21 protein-coding genes and 1 pseudogene are annotated in these 16,284 nt (G+C 59.1%); 13 read left to right on the plus strand and 9 right to left on the minus strand.

All coding sequences use genetic code 11. The annotated features are described in order from the left end of the window. The first annotated feature begins 40 nt into the window (after window positions 1-40). Entirely contained in the window at window positions 41-325 is a 285-nt protein-coding gene (locus HQ945_RS14255) for a DUF3175 domain-containing protein (protein WP_174208216.1), read from the plus strand. A 12-nt stretch (window positions 326-337) separates the two neighbouring features. Beyond that, entirely contained in the window at window positions 338-661 is a 324-nt protein-coding gene (locus tag HQ945_RS14260) for an antibiotic biosynthesis monooxygenase family protein (RefSeq protein ID WP_174208217.1), read from the plus strand. Here HQ945_RS14260 and HQ945_RS14265 read toward each other — a convergent pair. Further along, window positions 655-1,635 (minus strand): SDR family oxidoreductase, encoded by a 981-nt coding sequence (locus tag HQ945_RS14265; protein ID WP_174208218.1) that lies wholly within the window; start codon window positions 1,633-1,635, stop codon window positions 655-657. The genes HQ945_RS14260 and HQ945_RS14265 overlap by 7 nt on opposite strands. A 144-nt stretch (window positions 1,636-1,779) precedes the next feature. On the opposite strand from HQ945_RS14265, the gene HQ945_RS14270 reads away from it, so the two are divergent. The 5 genes and pseudogenes from HQ945_RS14270 (at window position 1,780) to HQ945_RS14290 (ending at window position 6,288) form a co-directional block, all read left to right on the plus strand. Continuing rightward, window positions 1,780-3,105 carry a PQQ-dependent sugar dehydrogenase gene (locus HQ945_RS14270; RefSeq protein ID WP_174208219.1) on the plus strand — a complete coding sequence of 442 codons (1,326 nt, stop codon included), beginning with the start codon at window positions 1,780-1,782 and terminating at the stop codon, window positions 3,103-3,105. Window positions 3,106-3,190: 85 nt separating this feature from the next. Continuing rightward, window positions 3,191-3,604, plus strand: a complete 414-nt coding sequence (locus HQ945_RS14275; RefSeq protein ID WP_091947980.1) for a DoxX family protein — start codon at window positions 3,191-3,193, stop codon at window positions 3,602-3,604. 166 nt (window positions 3,605-3,770) lie between these two features. Next, window positions 3,771-4,799 (plus strand): annotated as a pseudogene (ftsZ, locus tag HQ945_RS14280) (cell division protein FtsZ); the annotation flags it as partial. A gap of 157 nt (window positions 4,800-4,956) precedes the next feature. Continuing rightward, on the plus strand, window positions 4,957-5,847 hold the full coding sequence (locus HQ945_RS14285; RefSeq protein WP_113281561.1) for a fatty acid desaturase family protein: 891 nt from the start codon (window positions 4,957-4,959) through the stop codon (window positions 5,845-5,847). A 135-nt stretch (window positions 5,848-5,982) separates the two neighbouring features. Further along, window positions 5,983-6,288 (plus strand): hypothetical protein, encoded by a 306-nt coding sequence (locus HQ945_RS14290; protein ID WP_027231201.1) that lies wholly within the window; start codon window positions 5,983-5,985, stop codon window positions 6,286-6,288. A gap of 75 nt (window positions 6,289-6,363) precedes the next feature. On the opposite strand, the gene HQ945_RS14295 is transcribed toward HQ945_RS14290, so the two are convergent. Continuing rightward, the gene (locus HQ945_RS14295) at window positions 6,364-6,834 is read right to left on the minus strand and encodes a DUF992 domain-containing protein (protein ID WP_113281559.1); all 471 of its coding nucleotides are present in this window, start codon (window positions 6,832-6,834) and stop codon (window positions 6,364-6,366) included. Window positions 6,835-7,022: 188 nt separating this feature from the next. Here HQ945_RS14295 and HQ945_RS14300 point away from each other — a divergent pair, with 188 nt between their 5' ends. Then, window positions 7,023-7,523, plus strand: a complete 501-nt coding sequence (locus HQ945_RS14300) for an ion channel (protein ID WP_113281557.1) — start codon at window positions 7,023-7,025, stop codon at window positions 7,521-7,523. 8 nt (window positions 7,524-7,531) lie between these two features. On the opposite strand, the gene HQ945_RS14305 is transcribed toward HQ945_RS14300, so the two are convergent. After that, window positions 7,532-7,957, minus strand: coding sequence for a DUF2721 domain-containing protein (locus tag HQ945_RS14305; protein WP_091947960.1), 426 nt, complete (start codon window positions 7,955-7,957; stop codon window positions 7,532-7,534). Window positions 7,958-8,135: 178 nt separating this feature from the next. Here HQ945_RS14305 and HQ945_RS14310 point away from each other — a divergent pair, with 178 nt between their 5' ends. Next, window positions 8,136-8,783 carry a hypothetical protein gene (locus tag HQ945_RS14310; protein WP_113281501.1) on the plus strand — a complete coding sequence of 216 codons (648 nt, stop codon included), beginning with the start codon at window positions 8,136-8,138 and terminating at the stop codon, window positions 8,781-8,783. A gap of 90 nt (window positions 8,784-8,873) precedes the next feature. Beyond that, window positions 8,874-9,563: a YoaK family protein gene (locus HQ945_RS14315; RefSeq protein WP_174208220.1), complete on the plus strand. Its 690-nt coding sequence runs from the start codon at window positions 8,874-8,876 to the stop codon at window positions 9,561-9,563. Here the strand turns inward: HQ945_RS14315 and HQ945_RS14320 are convergent. Then, the gene (locus HQ945_RS14320; RefSeq protein WP_091947954.1) at window positions 9,553-10,458 is read right to left on the minus strand and encodes a LysR family transcriptional regulator; all 906 of its coding nucleotides are present in this window, start codon (window positions 10,456-10,458) and stop codon (window positions 9,553-9,555) included. The two genes, HQ945_RS14315 and HQ945_RS14320, sit on opposite strands and share 11 nt — an antisense overlap. A gap of 99 nt (window positions 10,459-10,557) precedes the next feature. On the opposite strand from HQ945_RS14320, the gene HQ945_RS14325 reads away from it, so the two are divergent. Next, window positions 10,558-11,394: an oxidoreductase gene (locus HQ945_RS14325; RefSeq protein WP_174208221.1), complete on the plus strand. Its 837-nt coding sequence runs from the start codon at window positions 10,558-10,560 to the stop codon at window positions 11,392-11,394. 77 nt (window positions 11,395-11,471) lie between these two features. Here the strand turns inward: HQ945_RS14325 and HQ945_RS14330 are convergent, their stop codons facing one another. The 3 genes from HQ945_RS14330 to HQ945_RS14340 form a co-directional block, all read right to left on the minus strand. Next, window positions 11,472-11,741, minus strand: a complete 270-nt coding sequence (locus HQ945_RS14330) for a DUF2312 domain-containing protein (RefSeq protein ID WP_370645559.1) — start codon at window positions 11,739-11,741, stop codon at window positions 11,472-11,474. Window positions 11,742-11,873: 132 nt separating this feature from the next. Next, window positions 11,874-12,179 (minus strand): DUF1244 domain-containing protein, encoded by a 306-nt coding sequence (locus tag HQ945_RS14335; protein WP_174208222.1) that lies wholly within the window; start codon window positions 12,177-12,179, stop codon window positions 11,874-11,876. Between the two features lie 19 nt (window positions 12,180-12,198). Beyond that, the gene (locus HQ945_RS14340; protein ID WP_027231193.1) at window positions 12,199-13,011 is read right to left on the minus strand and encodes an N-formylglutamate amidohydrolase; all 813 of its coding nucleotides are present in this window, start codon (window positions 13,009-13,011) and stop codon (window positions 12,199-12,201) included. Between the two features lie 454 nt (window positions 13,012-13,465). Here HQ945_RS14340 and HQ945_RS14345 point away from each other — a divergent pair, with 454 nt between their 5' ends. Both HQ945_RS14345 and pyk read left to right on the plus strand, forming a co-directional pair. Then, the gene (locus HQ945_RS14345; RefSeq protein WP_027231192.1) at window positions 13,466-13,891 is read left to right on the plus strand and encodes a DUF1036 domain-containing protein; all 426 of its coding nucleotides are present in this window, start codon (window positions 13,466-13,468) and stop codon (window positions 13,889-13,891) included. Further along, window positions 13,888-15,324 carry a pyruvate kinase gene (gene pyk, locus HQ945_RS14350; RefSeq protein ID WP_027231191.1) on the plus strand — a complete coding sequence of 479 codons (1,437 nt, stop codon included), beginning with the start codon at window positions 13,888-13,890 and terminating at the stop codon, window positions 15,322-15,324. Before HQ945_RS14345 ends, pyk begins: the two co-directional genes overlap by 4 nt. Window positions 15,325-15,425: 101 nt before the next feature. On the opposite strand, the gene HQ945_RS14355 is transcribed toward pyk, so the two are convergent. Together HQ945_RS14355 and ykgO are read right to left on the minus strand one after the other, a co-directional pair. Then, window positions 15,426-16,034 (minus strand): tetratricopeptide repeat protein, encoded by a 609-nt coding sequence (locus HQ945_RS14355; RefSeq protein WP_113281497.1) that lies wholly within the window; start codon window positions 16,032-16,034, stop codon window positions 15,426-15,428. 62 nt (window positions 16,035-16,096) lie between these two features. Then, window positions 16,097-16,222 carry a type B 50S ribosomal protein L36 gene (gene ykgO / locus HQ945_RS14360; RefSeq protein WP_027231189.1) on the minus strand — a complete coding sequence of 42 codons (126 nt, stop codon included), beginning with the start codon at window positions 16,220-16,222 and terminating at the stop codon, window positions 16,097-16,099. Window positions 16,223-16,284 lie beyond the last annotated feature (62 nt).

The raw sequence follows: 16,284 nt of genomic DNA on the forward strand, positions 1-16,284 counted from the left end.
CTCCGGTTGAATCTCCAGCGCAACAGGCAGGAGTACTGCAATGGCCAGGACAGCCAAGAAGAAATGGTCGCAAGACGTCACAGAGCATAGCGATGCGCTGGATCTTGAAGCGAATGTTTTCGAACAGAAGGACCCGCGCAAGATTGCGCATTCGCTAAAGCAATCGGCGGAACATTCGGACCGCAGGAAATCGAGCCCCTACCGTTCTGCCATGTCGATGCTGACCTTTTACATCAACCGCGCCGGCAAGAACCTCCCCGAGGCGCAAAAGCACATTCTGGAGCAAGCCAAGGGCGAGCTTCGCAAGGAATTCGGGCGAGACTGAGAGGGTTCAATCATGGAAAAGGCGAAGATTGCGCGTATCTGGCGTGGCCGCACGCTGCCGCACATTGCCGATGAGTACGAGGCCTATAACTTCGAGGAAGGGATCAGACCGCTTATCGAAAAGGCGCTGTGGGTGCAGACACTGCGCGAGGATCGCGAGCAGGAAACCGAATTCATCACGATTTCCTATTGGGAAAGCATTGAAGCGATGTCACGGTTCACCGGCAGCGATCCGAACAGCATTCACCATCTTCCACGCGACAAGGATTATCTGATCGAGATTCCCGATGCAGTTCAGATTCTCGAGATCCGCACCAGCAATGGCCGATCTCAGTAGCCGCCTATGATCGGCAGGATCTCGCCGGTGATATAGCTTGAACAGTGAGGCGAGGCGAGAAAGACATAGGCGGGGGCAATTTCCTCGGGTTGGGCCGGCCGCATCATCGGCGTGTCGCTTCCGAATTTCGAAACGTCGGCCGCTTCCTTGTCGGCAGGATTGAGCGGCGTCCACACCGGGCCTGGCGCCACCGCGTTTACCCTGATGCCCTTGGACAGCAAATTGCCCGAAAGGGCCCGCGTAAAGGCGTGAATACCGCCCTTTGTCATCGAATAATCGAGGAGGTTCTTGCTGCCTCTGATCCCGGTCACCGAGCCGGTATTCACGATGGCCGAACCCGGCCTCATCTTGCGGGCCGCAGCTTGCGCCAGGAAGAAATAGCCGTAGAGGTTGGTGCGGATCGTCTCGTCGAAGTGCTCCTCCGTGAGTTCGTCGAACGCGTCGGTGTGGAGTTGAAACGCTGCATTGTTGATCAGAACGTCGAGCGCACCGAATGCCTTCACGGTTTGCTCGACCGCTTCCTTGCAGAATTCCCGGTCTCGCACGTCGCCGGCCATCACCAGGCATTTCCCGCCTTCCTTCTCGACCAGCGCCTTGGTCTTTTCGGCGTCGGTGGGCTCATCGACATGAATGATGGCGACATCTGCGCCCTCGCGCGCAAACAACACCGCAACGGCCCGCCCGATTCCTGAATCGCCGCCGCTGATCAGGGCTGCCTTTCCTTCGAGCTTGCGTGAACCGAGATAATAGGGCGCGTCGCACATCGGCTCCGGTTTGAGCATGGACTCCGTTCCCGGTTTTGACAGATGCTGTTTTGGAAACGGCGGGACCGGGTAGGCGCGCGCTCCCGTCTGAGGTATCTTTTTTTCTTGCCCCGAGCCGGATTTTTTGGCCTTCGTATCGGCCCTTTTCTGGATCGTCCGCTGCCGTTCCGCCGTTTGCTTGCCCTTATTGGATCGAGCAGTCTGGGCCATTGCTTTTACCTCCGCGCCTTCGGGTGAAGTTGTGAGTAAATGCCACGAATTGGTGATCGGTTCCCTCACCGAACCGAAACGCTTGTTCCGCGTTACTGTGCTAGGTTCGCTCGCGCGGCAGCGCTCTTCTGGCAGGGAAAGAACATGAAGCAATCACGGCAGCTACTCTCTGGAATTTTTATGGCGGCGATGGTCGCGAGCGCTGGAGCGCTTGCCCAGACGAGCGCAAATTACGCCGTGGGCTATGGGCCTGATCCCGTATTACCGGAACCCGATACCGCACTCGTTCCGACGATCAATGTTGCAAAGACCGATCCCTGGCCGCAAGGGACGGCGCCCCAGGCCGCTTCAGGGTTGAAGGTCGGCGCTTTCGCCAGCGGCCTCGACCATCCACGCTGGCTTCATGTTCTTCCGAATGGCGATGTGCTCGTTGCCGAGACCAACGCGCCTCCGGCACATGATGAAGGGTTCAGCATCAAGAAGTGGATCATGGGCTTTTTCATGAAGCGCGCGGGAGCGGGCGTTGAAACACCGAACCGGATCATCCTCTTGCGCGATACCAACCACGACGGTGTGGCCGATACCAGGGAGACTTTCCTCGAAGGCTTGAATTCGCCCTTCGGCATGACGCTTTCAGGCGGCAAGCTCTACGTTGCCAACACCGATGCAATCGTCGCTTTTCCTTACAAGGACGGTGAAACCACGATCAAGGCCGAACCGGAAAAGATCGTCGATCTGCCAGGCGGGCCGATCAACCATCATTGGACCAAGGATGTTATTGCGAGCCCCGACGGCAAGAAGCTCTATGCCACCGTCGGCTCGAACAGCAATGTCGGCGAGAACGGCATCCCGGCAGAGCAAAATCGGGCGGCGGTGTTCGAAATCGATCTCGCCAGCAGGCAGAGCCGGCTCTTTGCGTCCGGACTGCGCAATCCCAACGGCCTTTCCTGGAATCCCGATGACGGCAGACTGTGGGTCGTCGTCAACGAACGCGACGAGCTCGGCAATGATCTCGTGCCGGACTACATGACCTCGGTCAAGGATGGCGCGTTCTATGGCTGGCCCTACAGTTATTTCGGCCAGCATGTCGATACCCGCGTTAAGTCGCAAAATCCTGATCTTGTGAGCAAGGCGATCAAGCCGGATTATGCGCTTGGCGCTCATACGGCATCGCTGGGCCTGACTTTCTACACCGCGTCGTTGCTCGGACCCGAGTACAGGAACGGTGCCTTCATTGGACAGCACGGCTCGTGGAACCGCAAGCCGCGCAGCGGCTACAAGGTGATCTTCGTGCCGTTCAAGGACGGAAAGCCTCAGGGACCGCCGAAGGATGTGCTGACCGGCTTCATCAATGCAGAGGATAAGGCGATGGGGAGGCCCGTGGGCGTTGCGGTCGACAAGGCCGGAGCACTGCTTGTGGCAGATGATGTCGGCAATACGATCTGGCGAATTACTCCAGCCGCGAAATAGCCGCACAAAATTTTTGCTGCGATGTCGGAGGCTTGCGTCGGCGAACGTCCTTGGCGGGAACACCAACCTGCGAGGCGATAACTACATGCAAACGATTGTTGAAGCCGCTCCCCTATCGAACACGGCCGTTTGGGCCGGCCGCGTCATGAGCGGTCTGATCATCCTCTTCATGCTCTTCGACAGTGGCATCAAGCTCATTCCGCTCGATGTCGTCATCCAGACCTGCGCCGAACTCGGGCTTCCGACAGGTGTTGGCTTTGCCCGGGGCCTCGGCATCCTCGGCCTGGTTTGCACGATCCTCTACGCTGTTCCGCAAACCTCCGTTCTTGGCGCGATCCTGCTCACCGGTTACATGGGGGGCGCAATTGCGACGCAGGTTCGGGTCGGTAACCCGCTGTTCAGCCACCTGCTCTTCGGGGTCTATCTCGGCCTCATTCTTTGGGGCGGGCTTTACCTGCGTGATCCGCGCCTGCGCGCAATCCTGCCGTTTTCGCGCTGAAGCGCTCCGCGCGACCCCGATAAGACGTGCATCGGGGTTGCGCCGAATCGCCGTGTCTGATTCTTTGCACATGTTCCGGAGCATGATTTTTTGATTCGCCGCCCTGCCGGAATTCAAAGCCGCAATTGAATGTGCGGCGGGCAGATCAGCACACGAAGGAACCAGGATGTCCATCAACCTCAGAAAGCCGGAAATTTCCGAGATGAAACCCAACATCACCGTGTTCGGTGTCGGTGGAGGTGGTGGTAACGCGGTCAACAACATGATTCGCGAGAAGCTCGAGGGAACGGACTTCATCGTCGCCAATACCGACGCGCAAGCCTTGACAATGTCCAAGGCCGAGCGCCTGATCCAGCTCGGTGCGCATGTCACGCAAGGACTGGGCGCCGGCTCAGCCCCGGAGATCGGCCGCGCCGCCGCCGAGGAATGCATCGACGAAATCATGGACTACCTTTCCGGCACCCATATGTGCTTCGTGACCGCCGGCATGGGCGGCGGCACGGGAACCGGTGCCGCGCCGGTCATCGCCAGGGCAGCCCGTGCTGCCGGCATCCTGACGGTTGCAGTGGTCACCAAGCCCTTCACCTTCGAGGGCACAAGGCGCATGCGGATGGCCGAAGAGGGAATGAAGGAGCTTCGCGCCAGCGCCGACACGGTCATCGTCATCCCCAACCAGAACCTTTTCCGCGTGGCGAATGCCTCGACCACATTTGCTGACGCTTTCGCCATGGCCGACCGCGTGCTTTATTCGGGCGTCGCCTGCATCACTGACCTGATGGTGCGCGAAGGCCTCATCAATCTTGATTTCGCCGATGTGCGTTCCGTGATGCGCGATATGGGCCGCGCCATGATGGGCACCGGCGAAGCAACGGGCGAGGAACGGGCCAAGACCGCCGCGGAAGCTGCCATCGCCAATCCACTGCTCGACGTAGCCTCGATGAAGGGTGCGAAGGGCGTCCTCGTCTCGATCTCGGGCGGACGCGACATGACCCTCTTCGAAGTCGATGTCGCCGCCTCTCGCATCCGCGAGGAAGTCGACGACGAAGCCAACATCATTCTCGGCGCAACGTTTGACGACGCGCTCGAAGGCGTATTCCGCGTGTCGGTCGTCGCGACCGGCATCGACCAGGACGATGCAGCGGCAGTCGAAACCGCAGCGGCGGCGATGCATGAGGCAAGTCCCTCGGTCATGCCGTTCCTGCGTCGCCAAGGCTGACGGAACCAACCCGATCCCAAGTCATGAGCCGCTCATGTCGTATGCGAAATGCGACGTGACAATGCCGAAATACGGGCGTTAGACTCCGCTGTACGTGCGTAACATGAATGCGTTGATGCCAATGGACAGGGTTGTCATGGACCACCGCACCATCATTGCCTCGCTGACCCAGGAGCAGCGCGATCGCCTGACCGCCAAGTCGGATGCAGCAGGCCTCGTGCAGCTTGGCGTGCATTGGGGCGCGATTGGCCTGTTGGGGTCGTTGATTGTCGCTCGCGTTCCGTTCTGGCCTTTACTCATGCTCCCGCAAGGGATCCTCATCGTTTTCCTGTTCACGCTCCTGCACGAGGCCGTGCATCGCACGCCGTTCAAGACGCAGCGGCTGAACGATGTCGTCGCGCGCATAAGCGGTTTCATGATCGTGCTTCCGGCCGACTGGTTCCGCTATTTTCACTTCGCCCATCACCGCTATACGCAAGATCCCGATAACGATCCCGAGCTTGCAACGCCAAAGCCAGAAACGTTGCGCGAATACATCGTCCACCTTTCTGGACTCCCTGTCTGGTTGAGCCATGTAAAGACTCTTTTGCAAAACGCCTCGGGTCGCTGCGATGATCCCTATGTCCCGCCCAAGGGACAAGACAAGGTAAAACGCGAGGCACAGATCATGATCCTTGCCTATATCACCCTCGCAGGCTTCTCGCTATGGTTCCAATCATCGGTGCTGCTCTTCGCCTGGATTATCCCGGCAATCATAGGGCAACCATTCCTGCGGCTGTATCTCCTCGCCGAACATGGGCGCTGCGCCTTCGTCGCCAATATGCTCGAGAACAGCCGGACCACGACGACGACATGGTTCGTGCGCAAGCTCGCCTGGAACATGCCCTACCACGCCGAGCATCATTCCTATCCGGGAGTTCCCTTCCACCGGCTGCCTGAGTTCCATGCGCTGATCGAGGAACATCTTAAGGAGACAGAGACCGGATACATGCGGTTCCACGCCAGATACATCGAAGGACTTCGTTAGAGATCCGAATCCATCCGGTCCGAGCAAGCCCAGTTTTTCCAGAGAAGCGGGGATTGGCGATCCCATGTTACGCGCGGCTGGATTCCGCGCTACTATGGTAGGGCCATCATCCGTTGCGCCAGGAAAGGAATGAAGATGAACACGGCCAATCTTCAACTGGAAGGACTTTGCCTAGCCATCGCAGCTGTCAACCGGGCCCTCGTTGCCAAAGGGCTGTTGACCGCAGTCGAAATCGACACAGCCCTACGGAGGGCCGAAGCCGTCGCCGTTGGCGACGACAGGGCAGTCGAGCACCTATCCCCAGCCAATCGCGACGCCGTGTGTTTCCCCATCCGCCTTTTGCAGCTGGCAAACAATTCAGGCGCCGATACGCCATGGTCGTTCTCACATCTCGCAAGAATGGTTGGCGAGACCAAGCGGCCCTATAACGACCAGCTCTGAACGACCAATAGCGTAGTTGCGTCGATCCCTCAGGATCAACGACGCAACTGACCGCTTGCTTCCAGTGCAGTTATCTTACTGCGCCGGCGACAGCGTTACGGTCGTTACCCCTCCGGCAAAGTTGATGCCCTCCTGCCCTTCAACTGATATCGGTTGCAGGGAAAAGGCCCGGCCGGTTCCGCCGGCGAGAATATTGGCGCCAGCACCGGGGCCGACCGAGGCGTTCGCGCCGACGCCGCTATATGTTCCCGCAAGCGCTCCCGCTGGAAGACCGCTGGTGGCTGCGACGACACCCCAAATGAGGTGCCCTGCCGCGACTTCACCAAGCGCCACGCCGAACTCGTCAATGGACCCGGTGTAATTGTCGGGACTGCCGCCCTTGTCCTGTTTGAACGTACAGGTCAGCTTCTGCTTTTCGACGACAAACATCCCTATGCCTTTGGATACGTCGCAGGACAGTGTTCCGATTTGGGTAGACTCCGCATTTGCGCCGAATGGAATAAGCGCAACGATACAGCCAAAGCATGCCTTTTTGAGGAAAGTCATCATTGTATCTCCTTCGCCACTATTGAAAGTCCCCTGGGCGACCGCCAAAAGATCTTCGCAACAGCCATTCGTGGGAAGTACGTAACTGTTACAGCAGTGGATATTCTGGCACCCGTGCTAGTTTGTCCTGCATTGCGATAGTTCTTCCGGCTGCAGGCCCTCTGGTTACGCGAGACATGGGTGACACGATGAATGACCTTTCCACGCCTGAGCCGGTTCTCGAGATTGCTGTCGGCACAGTTATTCTGATTATTGTCATCTTTGTCCACGGCGCCGGAATTCGGGCAATCAACTTGCGCTTCAACCGGGCCTGGGTTCATGTGGACAGTGGCACCTCGCACTGGCGCATCAACCTTTTGCTCGCCGCGACGATTGCCTCGCTCTCGGCGCTGCATTTCACCGAGACCCTCATTTGGGCCGCTCCGATTTATGCGAGAGGTTTTATCCCCTCCATGCGAGACAGCTACTATTTCGTCCTTGAAAGCTATACGACACTCGGCCAGGGCAATATCGCCCTGCCGGAACGCTGGCGACTGCTCGGCCCGATCATAGCCATTTCCGGCTTGTTCACATTCGGTTGGACGAGCAGCGTTCTCGTCAGCATCATGACTGAATTCGGCAAGCTCGACCGGGCACGGATCAAGGGACCGAAGGAACGGGCTTCCGATCAGGCAGACCCTGATGCCTGACCTGACAGTCAGAGGTGGTGATCGTGTTCGCTCAGCGAGATACGCACATCCTGCAGGAAACGGACGAGGCAACCGACCAGCAAGCATAGCGATATGACGAAAAGCGCGCCTGCGCCCGGTTCGTGGCGATAGCCGAGGAATGCCACCACGAACCCGACCAGCAAGAGGATGGCAATGCCGATTGCGCCGATGACGGCCAATTGCAGGGCCTGATTCAACAGGACTTCGCGCCGCTTCAGCCGCGCTATGTCCGCCTTGAGCCACTTGCGGCTCGTATCATCGTCGGCGATCTGATTGAGACTTCTGATGCGGTCGGTCACGCCCGTCATACGGTTGATCAGGATGGATACCAGCGCCGCGATGGCTGCCAGCAGGAATACAGGAGCAACGGCATGAGAGATCATGGCTGAAAGTTGGTCGACGTCTACGGGCATTTCTCGGGCTGCCTTTGTTGCAGAGCGGATCTTGTCGCGCCGAAGATGCCACTGAACGACACGTTCGGCAAACTGCGCGGGTTGGATTGAACCCTACGAAGGGCGCGCCCTTGTGGCGTCCGGCTATCAAGACTACGCTGCAGGGACGATTGCTGAGCCGATGGGGGGCGGGCGGGCAATGTCGACAAACGTTCGTGACGAACCACGATGGATTCCCGCGCTGGCCATTCTGGCCGTGTTTGGCCTGCTCGCAGTTCTTCCCCATCATGTGCACGTGATGCCGGTTTGGATTTCCTACGTCGTCGTCCTCGTGGTGCTTGTCCCGATGGCTGCCGTCACGCTGACCGGCAGCGCATTTTGGGTGAAAGCGGAACGCATTGCAATCATGCTGCTTGCAGCGGTCTACGCGGCCAACACGGCGGCGGAACTTGCCGATATGATTGGGATCATCACGATTCATCCACCAGAGACACGAGCGGTCTCGCTGCTCTCTTCGTCCCTCGCGATCTGGGTAACGAATGTTTTGACCTTTTCCCTGCTGTACTGGCAAATCGATCGCGGCGGGCCAGGCGCGCGGATGAGCAATGCAAGCACCAAGCCGGACTGGTTGTTTCCGCAGGCGACGGCGCCTGAACTCGCACCGCCTGACTGGAGGCCATTGTTCCTCGATTACCTGTTTCTTGGGTTCAATACGGCGACCGCCTTCAGCCCCACCGATGTCCTGCCGCTTACGCGCCGCGCCAAGTCGCTCATGATGGTGGAGAGCACAATTTCACTTTTGACGCTCGTCATTGTCGCCGCCCGAGCGATTAATGTTCTGCCCTAGATCGGCAATGTCCGGGCAACGGGCCCTTGATTGGTGCTGAGACTCAAGATTGACTTGGCCAACAATTACAAATCTCCAACGGGTGGGGCAATGCTGATCAAAGAGGGCGACCATCGCACATCTCGAATTGACCTCACCCTCGCAGCTATATTGTCGTTTGTGGCTGGAGCGGTGAACAGCGCGGGCTATTTTGCCTTTGGCTATTTCTCCGCGAACATGACAGGCAACGTTTCCCTGATCTCCGACCATATATCGCTCGGACAAGTTGTCATCGCGACAGCCTTCGCCTCCATCGTTGTGCTCTTCATCCTTGGGGCGTTTGCCGCTTCCCTGTTCATCCAGCTCGGCAAACACAATAACTGGCAGAAGGTTTACGCGCTTACACTCCTCGCGGAAGCTTGCCTGCTCCTCATTGTCGGCGCCCTCGATATTCACGGGTCCGGTCCCACAAGGGGAACATTGATCGTTGGAATGCTGAGCTTCACCATGGGCATTCAGAATGCTGCTTCAACCCGCATTTCCACGGGGCGGGTCCGAACAACGCATGTTTCAGGTGTAGCAACGGATATTGGCGTTGGGCTTGCGACGCTGTGGCGATCACACAGCCCCGATGCTCGCAATACAACCATTCAACGACTGAAACTGCACTCGGCAACAATCGCATCATTCCTGCTCGGTGGAATTGTCGGCGTAGCCTCATACAGGGCCGTGGAAGGCGCCGTTTTCTGCGCGGCGTCGGTTCCCCTCTTTCTGCTAAGTGCAAAATATCTCAAGCGCTGAGCGCGGTACCCGACGCCTTGACGAAGTCAACGAACGCGCGAAGCGCAGCGGGCATCTGCCTCCGGCTCGGGTAGTAAAGATAAAGGCCGCCATAGTAGGGACACCAGTCCTCGAGCACCCGGACGAGCCTCCCCGCTTCGATATGCGCGATCGCCTGGCTCTCGAAGGCATAGGCGACGCCTACGCCGAGAAGCGCAGCCTCGATCATTATGTCCTGATCATCGACGATGAGCGGTCCATCGACCTCGACGCTTAACTCCACGCCGCCACGCTCGAATTCCCACGCATAAAGGCGGCCGCTGCCGAAGCGCAATCCAACGCAGGGAAGACGTTGCAAATGCTCTGGCGTCGTCGGCTTGGCATGGGCATCGAAGAACGCTGGGGACGCCACGATGGCCGTGCGCTGGCGCGGACCGATCGGCACCGCAATCATGTCTTGCGCAATCACCTCGCCGAAACGAATCCCGGCATCGAACCCCTCCGACACCATGTCCACCAGATCGTTGGCGACGGCGATTTCGACGCTGATCTTCGGGTGAGCCTCCAGGAAACGGGCGACAACGGGGAGAAGCACCATCTTTGCCGAGACATGCGCCGTATTGAAGCGCAGCCGTCCGATCGGTGCGCCGCGCAGCTCATTGAGGTCATCCAGTGCATCGTCGATATCGCGAAACGCCGGCGCTACCCGTCCAAGCAGACGTTCTCCGGCTTCGGTCAAGGCGACGCTGCGTGTCGTACGGTTGAAGAGCCGGAGGTCCAATCTCTCCTCCAGCGCCTTCAGGGCGTGGCTTAAGGCTGACGTCGTGCATCCGATCTCGTCAGCGGCGCGACGGAAACTGCGATGCCGCGCAAGAACCAGAAATGGCGCAAGGTCGGAGGATGATACTCTTCGCATTGTTGAATTTTACTCATCAACGCAAAGAGAATCCAGTGGATTATCTCAACAGCCGCTTCGCGCTAGATATCTCCCACAGCTTAGCAACAGGAGGTTCAAATGCATACATGGTTCGTTACCGGGGCATCGCGTGGTTTTGGTGCTCTCATCGTTGAAAAGGCCCTTGCCAAGGGTGACCAAGTCGTTGCTTCGGCACGCAATCCCAAGGCGATCACCGACCGCTTCGGCGAGCGATCCAACCTTCTCGCTATTGCTCTCGACGTCACTGACGAGACACAGGCGCATCAGGCGGTCAAGGAGGCAATCGCCCGCTTCGGGCGCATCGATGTGCTCGTCAACAATGCGGGCTACGGCCTGCTTGGCGCGGTGGAAGAGGCAAGCAGCGCAGAGGTTGAGGCGCTTTATCGCACCAACGTCTTCGGACTGTTGGCCGTGACCCGCGCGGTGCTTCCGCATATGCGCCGCCAGAGATCAGGACGCATCCTCAACTTCTCTTCGGTCGGAGGCTATCGCAGCGGCGCGGGCTTCGGCGTCTATTGTTCGACGAAATTCGCCGTGGAAGGCCTTACCGAGGCTCTTGCCGAAGAACTGAGCCCGCTCGGCATCCACGTTACGGCGATCGAACCGGGATATTTCCGTACCGACTTTCTCGATTCTACCTCGCTGAGTGTCAGCCCGATCAAGATTGACGACTACGCGCTGACCGCTGGAGCTGTCCGCAGCAAGGCCAGGGACATCAGTCACAACCAGCCCGGCAATCCCGACAAGCTCGCGGAGGTGGTGGTTGCATTCGTCGATGCAGAAAATCCGCCGGTTCGCCTGCCGCTCGGCAGCGACACCTTGGCTGCGATCTCGGCCAAGCACACATCCGATGCGGAACTCGTCGCCAACTGGCGCGAAGTATCAGTCTCGACCGATTTCGAGTTGCCGGCATAAAAACGGCGCTGAGCAGCAAGCAGTAACAATCCGCAGGATGGGGTCGATAACCTCCTGCGGATTATCCTGTTCCTGCGTTATTCCATGCCGAGCGCGTTCATGTAGAGTTCGAGGATAGCCTCTTCTTCCTTGCGCTCATTGGCATCCTTCTTGCGAAGCCGCACGATCGTGCGGATGATCTTGGTGTCGTAGCCGCGGCCCTTGGCCTCGGCCATCACTTCCTTGATGTCGTCCTGAAGGGTCGTCTTTTCTTCTTCGAGCCGTTCGATGCGCTCGATGAACTGCCGCAGTTCCGCTGCTGCTACGCCTTCGACACCACCCTGCGCTGCCAGATCATCCATGCTCATACTCCGCTCCTAAATCCTGTGCGACTCGGTTGGCCGCGCGAAGGGTTCCGATGCCCGACCAGCCCGTCACGAGTCAAGTTAAGAGTAGGCTTGGATGCATTTGAATTGGAGGAAAGCCCGCCGGGGCTTGGCTCAATGCGATGGTTTGTTCGTCTCGAAGGCAGCCTTTTGTGCCTCGCTCGCTTCACGCTGGTTCCTGGCTTGCCACTGCGCATAGGGCTCGCCATAAATGATCTCGCGCGATTCTTCTTTCGACATCGAAACGCCGTCGCCCTCGGCGGCATCCCTGTACCAATTCGACAGGCAGTTGCGGCAGAAGCCGGCAAGGTTCATCAAGTCGATATTCTGCACGTCACTGCGTTCGCGCAGGTGCTCGACCAACTTGCGGAAGGCGGCGGCTTCGAAAGCCGTCTGTTGCTCGTTCGTAAGCTTGGTCATGATCCGATCTCCGCTCGATTCAGTTCGATGTCTCATCAGGCGATCCGGCAATGGGCCCGGTTCGCGAACCGAAATGCCTGACCACATGCATATCGGGGTCGGCATTGATGGCGTCAAGGATCGGCGCAAGCCGGTTGGCCCATTGTTCGACCCCTGCTTCCTCGGCGATGAGATCCTGTCGCACTTCGATCAATGCGTGAGCGAGGCCCGTCACGATGCAATGTTGGAACATCGTGTCATTGCGGAGCGCTCCGTCATAGGGCTCATTGTCGCCTACGACGAGTTGCGGATCGGCTCTGAGACCTTCGATCAGCGGGCGGACCGCGCGCCAGTCCTTGTCCCAGAGAATGCCGGCATGCCAGGGACGCGGCGTTGCCTTCCAGAAGGCCGTGAACGAATGGATGGAAATAACGAGCGGCGCCTTGCCGCTCGCCTTGGCCACCGCTTCGATCGCTTGTGAAACCGCCGTGTGATAAGGCCGGTAATAGCCTTCGATCCGCCTCGCGCGCTCCTCCGGCGGCATGGGATTGTTGCCCGGAATGATCGCGCCATCGGACAAGCGCATGATCAGCGTCGGGTCGTCCTCGCCGCGATTGGGATCGATCAAAAGCCGCGAGAAGCCGCCAAGGACCGCGGGTACCCCGAGCATAGCCGCGAGCCGCCGCGTCAAATGCTCGACGCCTATATCATAGGCGATGTGACGCTCGAATTCTGACGGCGGCAGGCCGAGCGAACCATACGCCTGAGGCAAATCGCGCCGCGCGTGATCGGCAAGCAGGATAAGGCCCCTGGCCCTATCGCCATCTACCAGATGAAGAGGTGAAAACGGCATTCGCGGTGCTCGCTGCTTGGGGATGACAACTTCCTGTTTTCCACGGGCTGGACCGCTTTGCAACGAATATGCGCACTTTCGAACGACCCGGGCGCATTAATAGGCTGATTCCATCTGATGCGCTGATCGACCGGATATGCTGAACGACCCAGAGAACGTGTGGCCGTCCATGCCGCGCCGCCAGTTTGACCGTCCCCGCCAGCGTTAAGCTCTATCAACCGAAATCGCGCTTGTTTCGCCGCCTTTGCCCTGCTCTTTCATGGCAATGATCATTCTTTTGTCGCACTCGTCGCTGAACTTGCCATTCAAACGATTAGCGCGTTGACAATGCCCATGAAACTGCCGAAAAGAGGTTCGAAGACGGACGGAGGCAATATTGCGTGAGGGCATTGAATTCCACCCCGATCAGCATCGGCGGACGCGCCTGGGCAGCTTTCTAGCGGCTTTTTTATTCATATTTCTAGCAGCCAGTTTTGCGGCTCCTGAGAAGGCCCACGCTGATTTTCGCGTGTGCAACACCACACAAAATCTTGTCGGCGTCGCGCTCGGCTATCGCGCCAAGACGGGCTGGATCACCGAAGGCTGGTGGCATGTCAACGCCTCGTCCTGCACGACCCTCGTCGTCGGACCGCTGACATCGCGCTACTATTATCTCTACGCGGAAGACGCCCAGAGCGGCGGCCGCTGGGACGGCAAGATCAACATGTGTGTCGCGGAAAACCAGTTTAAGATCACTGGCATCAATGACTGTTTTGCCCGCGGATTTCAGCGCGCGGGATTTCAGGAGTATGATACCGGCGAGCAGACGAGCTGGATGGTCCAGCTTACCGAAGAGAATCCTCCCTCCTCTCCAATCGTAACGGATACCCCTCCTCAATGAGACGTCGCCGCAAGGTCAAGATTCTAGCCACCCTCGGACCCGCTTCCTCCGAAGAAGCCATGATCCGCAAATTGTTCGAAGCGGGTGCTGACGTATTCCGCATCAACATGAGCCATGCCAGCCACGATCTGATGCGCGAGCTGGTGCGCCGCATCCGCCGCGTCGAGAAGGACCTCGGCCGCCCGATCGGCATCCTCGCTGACCTCCAGGGCCCGAAGCTGCGTGTCGGCAAGTTCGCGGACGGCAAGGTCGATCTTACGCCGGGCCAGACCTTCACGCTCGATAGCAATGATACGCCCGGCGACAACACCCGCGTGTTCCTGCCGCATCCCGAGATTCTCGAGGCCGTCGAGCCCGGCCATCGCCTGCTCATCGACGATGGCAAGCTGGCGCTCGTCGCCGAGGCATCGGACGGCAAGTCGATCCGCTGCCGCGTCGTTTCGGGCACCAAGATTTCCGACAAGAAAGGCGTCAGCCTGCCCGACACGACGCTCGGTGTCGGTGCGCTGACCGAGAAGGACCGGCGCGATCTCGATGCGGTCCTGCAGGAAGAAATCGACTGGGTCGCCCTCTCCTTTATCCAGCGGCCCGAGGATCTTGCAGAAGTGCGCAAGATCTCGCGTGGCCGCGTTGCTCTCCTCTCCAAGATCGAAAAGCCGCAGGCCGTGGCGCGGCTCGATGAAATCATCGAGCTTTCCGACGCGCTGATGGTCGCCCGCGGCGATCTCGGTGTCGAGATGCCCCTCGAATCGGTTCCCGGTATCCAGAAGCAGATCATTCGTGCCTGCCGGCGTGCGGGCAAGCCTGTCGTCGTCGCGACCCAGATGCTGGAATCGATGATCACGGCCCCGGTCCCGACCCGCGCTGAAGTTTCCGACGTCGCTACCGCCGTTTTCGAGGGCGCGGATGCGGTGATGCTTTCGGCCGAATCTGCCGCCGGCGATTATCCGATCGAAGCTGTCTCGACGATGGCGCGCGTCGCCGAAGAGGTAGAGCGCGACCCGAACTATCCGGGCATCATCCATGCCCAGCGCCCGGAACCTAATGCAACCGGCGCCGATGCGATCTCGCTCGCCGCCCGCCAGATCGCCGAGACGCTGAACCTTTCTGCCATCGTCACCTACACGGCGTCCGGCACGACCGGGCTGCGTGCGGCGCGTGAGCGCCCGCTGCTGCCGATCATCGCGCTTTCGCCCGTGGTGGAGACGGCCCGCAAGCTGTCACTGGTCTGGGGCCTGCACTGCGTCGTGACAGAGGATGCGTCCGATCTCGACGACATGGTCGATCGCGCCTGCCACATTGCCTATCAGGAAGAGTTCGGCAATCCGGGCGACCGGGTGATCATTTCGGCAGGTGTGCCACTGCGCACGCCGGGCTCGACCAATATGCTGCGCATCGCCTATATCGGTTCGGACGGCCTGACCGGCATCTAAATCAGGGCATACTGAACTTGAATTGATGTGGTTCGGCCTGCGGGTTCGAACCACATTGCGTTTGGCATGCCGGCGATCTGCCAGCCGCAATCGCTTGAAGTTCAGGTGCGCTGTCCGGTGAGTTCGTCGGCAAGTTCTCCCGCCTGTTTCTGCGCTTCGCGCATCATCGGATAGACCGTGAGGACACGTTCGAAAGCCTGGAGGGCGGCTTCCTTGCGCCCCGTATCCTTGAGGATAGCCGCCATACCGGCCATGGCGCCGAAATGTCTCGGCTCAAGCGCCAGTGTCTTCTGTATGTCGGCCATGGACCGGCCATAGTCATTCATGAGGAAGTGCAGCGTTGCGCGCCGGTTCCAGCCCTCGGCAAAATCGGGCTTCATCGTCACGACCTGGTCGAGAAAATCGAGGGCGACCGAGTATTTCTTGTCTTCCATCGCCTTGGCGGCCCAGCCCATCATGAGGTCCACGGTGGCGCTGCCGGAGTTTTGCCATTGAATCTGGATCAGCGAGGCAATGCGCGCAGCCTTCACCTCATTGCTCTCGCGCTTCAAGGAAGCAAAGAGTTCATCGAGCCGCAAAGCGCGCTTTTGCGCCTGGGTCATATCGGGAAGGGCGGCCTGTTGTCCGATGGGCGCCTGGTCCTCGGCGAAAGCCAAGGCCGGCGATATTGCCATTGAAGTTACGACTGAAAACGCAAAGACGCTCCGCATGAGACGGATCGTAATCCGTATCAGCGAAACGTCAAATGCAAATAAGCGTGAGTCGCGGACGATCAGCCCTGGCGCGCTTTGAAACGCGGAGCAGTCTTGTTGATGATGTAGATGCGGCCCTTGCGACGGACCAGCTGATTGTCACGATGACGGGCCTTGAGAGCCTTGAGCGAGTTCTTGATCTTCATTTCAGCACCGGTATCTTTACGCCCGAAACCGGGCACCAATAAAAAGCGCGCCTGAGCAGCGC

The sequence above is a fragment of the Phyllobacterium pellucidum genome, from assembly GCF_013327855.1.
GTDB classification, from domain to species: Bacteria; Pseudomonadota; Alphaproteobacteria; order Rhizobiales; family Rhizobiaceae; genus Phyllobacterium; species Phyllobacterium pellucidum.

Bases quoted from the DNA above. Each gene is read 5' to 3' on its own strand.
- HQ945_RS14335 (WP_174208222.1), bottom strand. From the start codon at position 12,179: ATGACCAAGCTTACGAACGAGCAACAGACGGCTTTCGAAGCCGCCGCC.
- HQ945_RS14270 (WP_174208219.1), top strand. From the start codon at position 1,780: ATGAAGCAATCACGGCAGCTACTCTCTGGAATTTTTATGGCGGCGATG.
- ykgO (WP_027231189.1), bottom strand. From the start codon at position 16,222: ATGAAGATCAAGAACTCGCTCAAGGCTCTCAAGGCCCGTCATCGTGAC.
- HQ945_RS14275 (WP_091947980.1), top strand. From the start codon at position 3,191: ATGCAAACGATTGTTGAAGCCGCTCCCCTATCGAACACGGCCGTTTGG.
- HQ945_RS14290 (WP_027231201.1), top strand. From the start codon at position 5,983: ATGAACACGGCCAATCTTCAACTGGAAGGACTTTGCCTAGCCATCGCA.
- pyk (WP_027231191.1), top strand. From the start codon at position 13,888: ATGAGACGTCGCCGCAAGGTCAAGATTCTAGCCACCCTCGGACCCGCT.
- HQ945_RS14295 (WP_113281559.1), bottom strand. From the start codon at position 6,834: ATGACTTTCCTCAAAAAGGCATGCTTTGGCTGTATCGTTGCGCTTATT.
- HQ945_RS14285 (WP_113281561.1), top strand. From the start codon at position 4,957: ATGGACCACCGCACCATCATTGCCTCGCTGACCCAGGAGCAGCGCGAT.
- HQ945_RS14260 (WP_174208217.1), top strand. From the start codon at position 338: ATGGAAAAGGCGAAGATTGCGCGTATCTGGCGTGGCCGCACGCTGCCG.
- HQ945_RS14355 (WP_113281497.1), bottom strand. From the start codon at position 16,034: ATGCGGAGCGTCTTTGCGTTTTCAGTCGTAACTTCAATGGCAATATCG.
- HQ945_RS14315 (WP_174208220.1), top strand. From the start codon at position 8,874: ATGCTGATCAAAGAGGGCGACCATCGCACATCTCGAATTGACCTCACC.
- HQ945_RS14265 (WP_174208218.1), bottom strand. From the start codon at position 1,635: ATGGCCCAGACTGCTCGATCCAATAAGGGCAAGCAAACGGCGGAACGG.
- HQ945_RS14340 (WP_027231193.1), bottom strand. From the start codon at position 13,011: ATGCCGTTTTCACCTCTTCATCTGGTAGATGGCGATAGGGCCAGGGGC.
- HQ945_RS14255 (WP_174208216.1), top strand. From the start codon at position 41: ATGGCCAGGACAGCCAAGAAGAAATGGTCGCAAGACGTCACAGAGCAT.
- HQ945_RS14320 (WP_091947954.1), bottom strand. From the start codon at position 10,458: ATGCGAAGAGTATCATCCTCCGACCTTGCGCCATTTCTGGTTCTTGCG.
- HQ945_RS14310 (WP_113281501.1), top strand. From the start codon at position 8,136: ATGTCGACAAACGTTCGTGACGAACCACGATGGATTCCCGCGCTGGCC.
- HQ945_RS14330 (WP_370645559.1), bottom strand. From the start codon at position 11,741: ATGAGCATGGATGATCTGGCAGCGCAGGGTGGTGTCGAAGGCGTAGCA.
- HQ945_RS14300 (WP_113281557.1), top strand. From the start codon at position 7,023: ATGAATGACCTTTCCACGCCTGAGCCGGTTCTCGAGATTGCTGTCGGC.
- HQ945_RS14305 (WP_091947960.1), bottom strand. From the start codon at position 7,957: ATGCCCGTAGACGTCGACCAACTTTCAGCCATGATCTCTCATGCCGTT.
- HQ945_RS14325 (WP_174208221.1), top strand. From the start codon at position 10,558: ATGCATACATGGTTCGTTACCGGGGCATCGCGTGGTTTTGGTGCTCTC.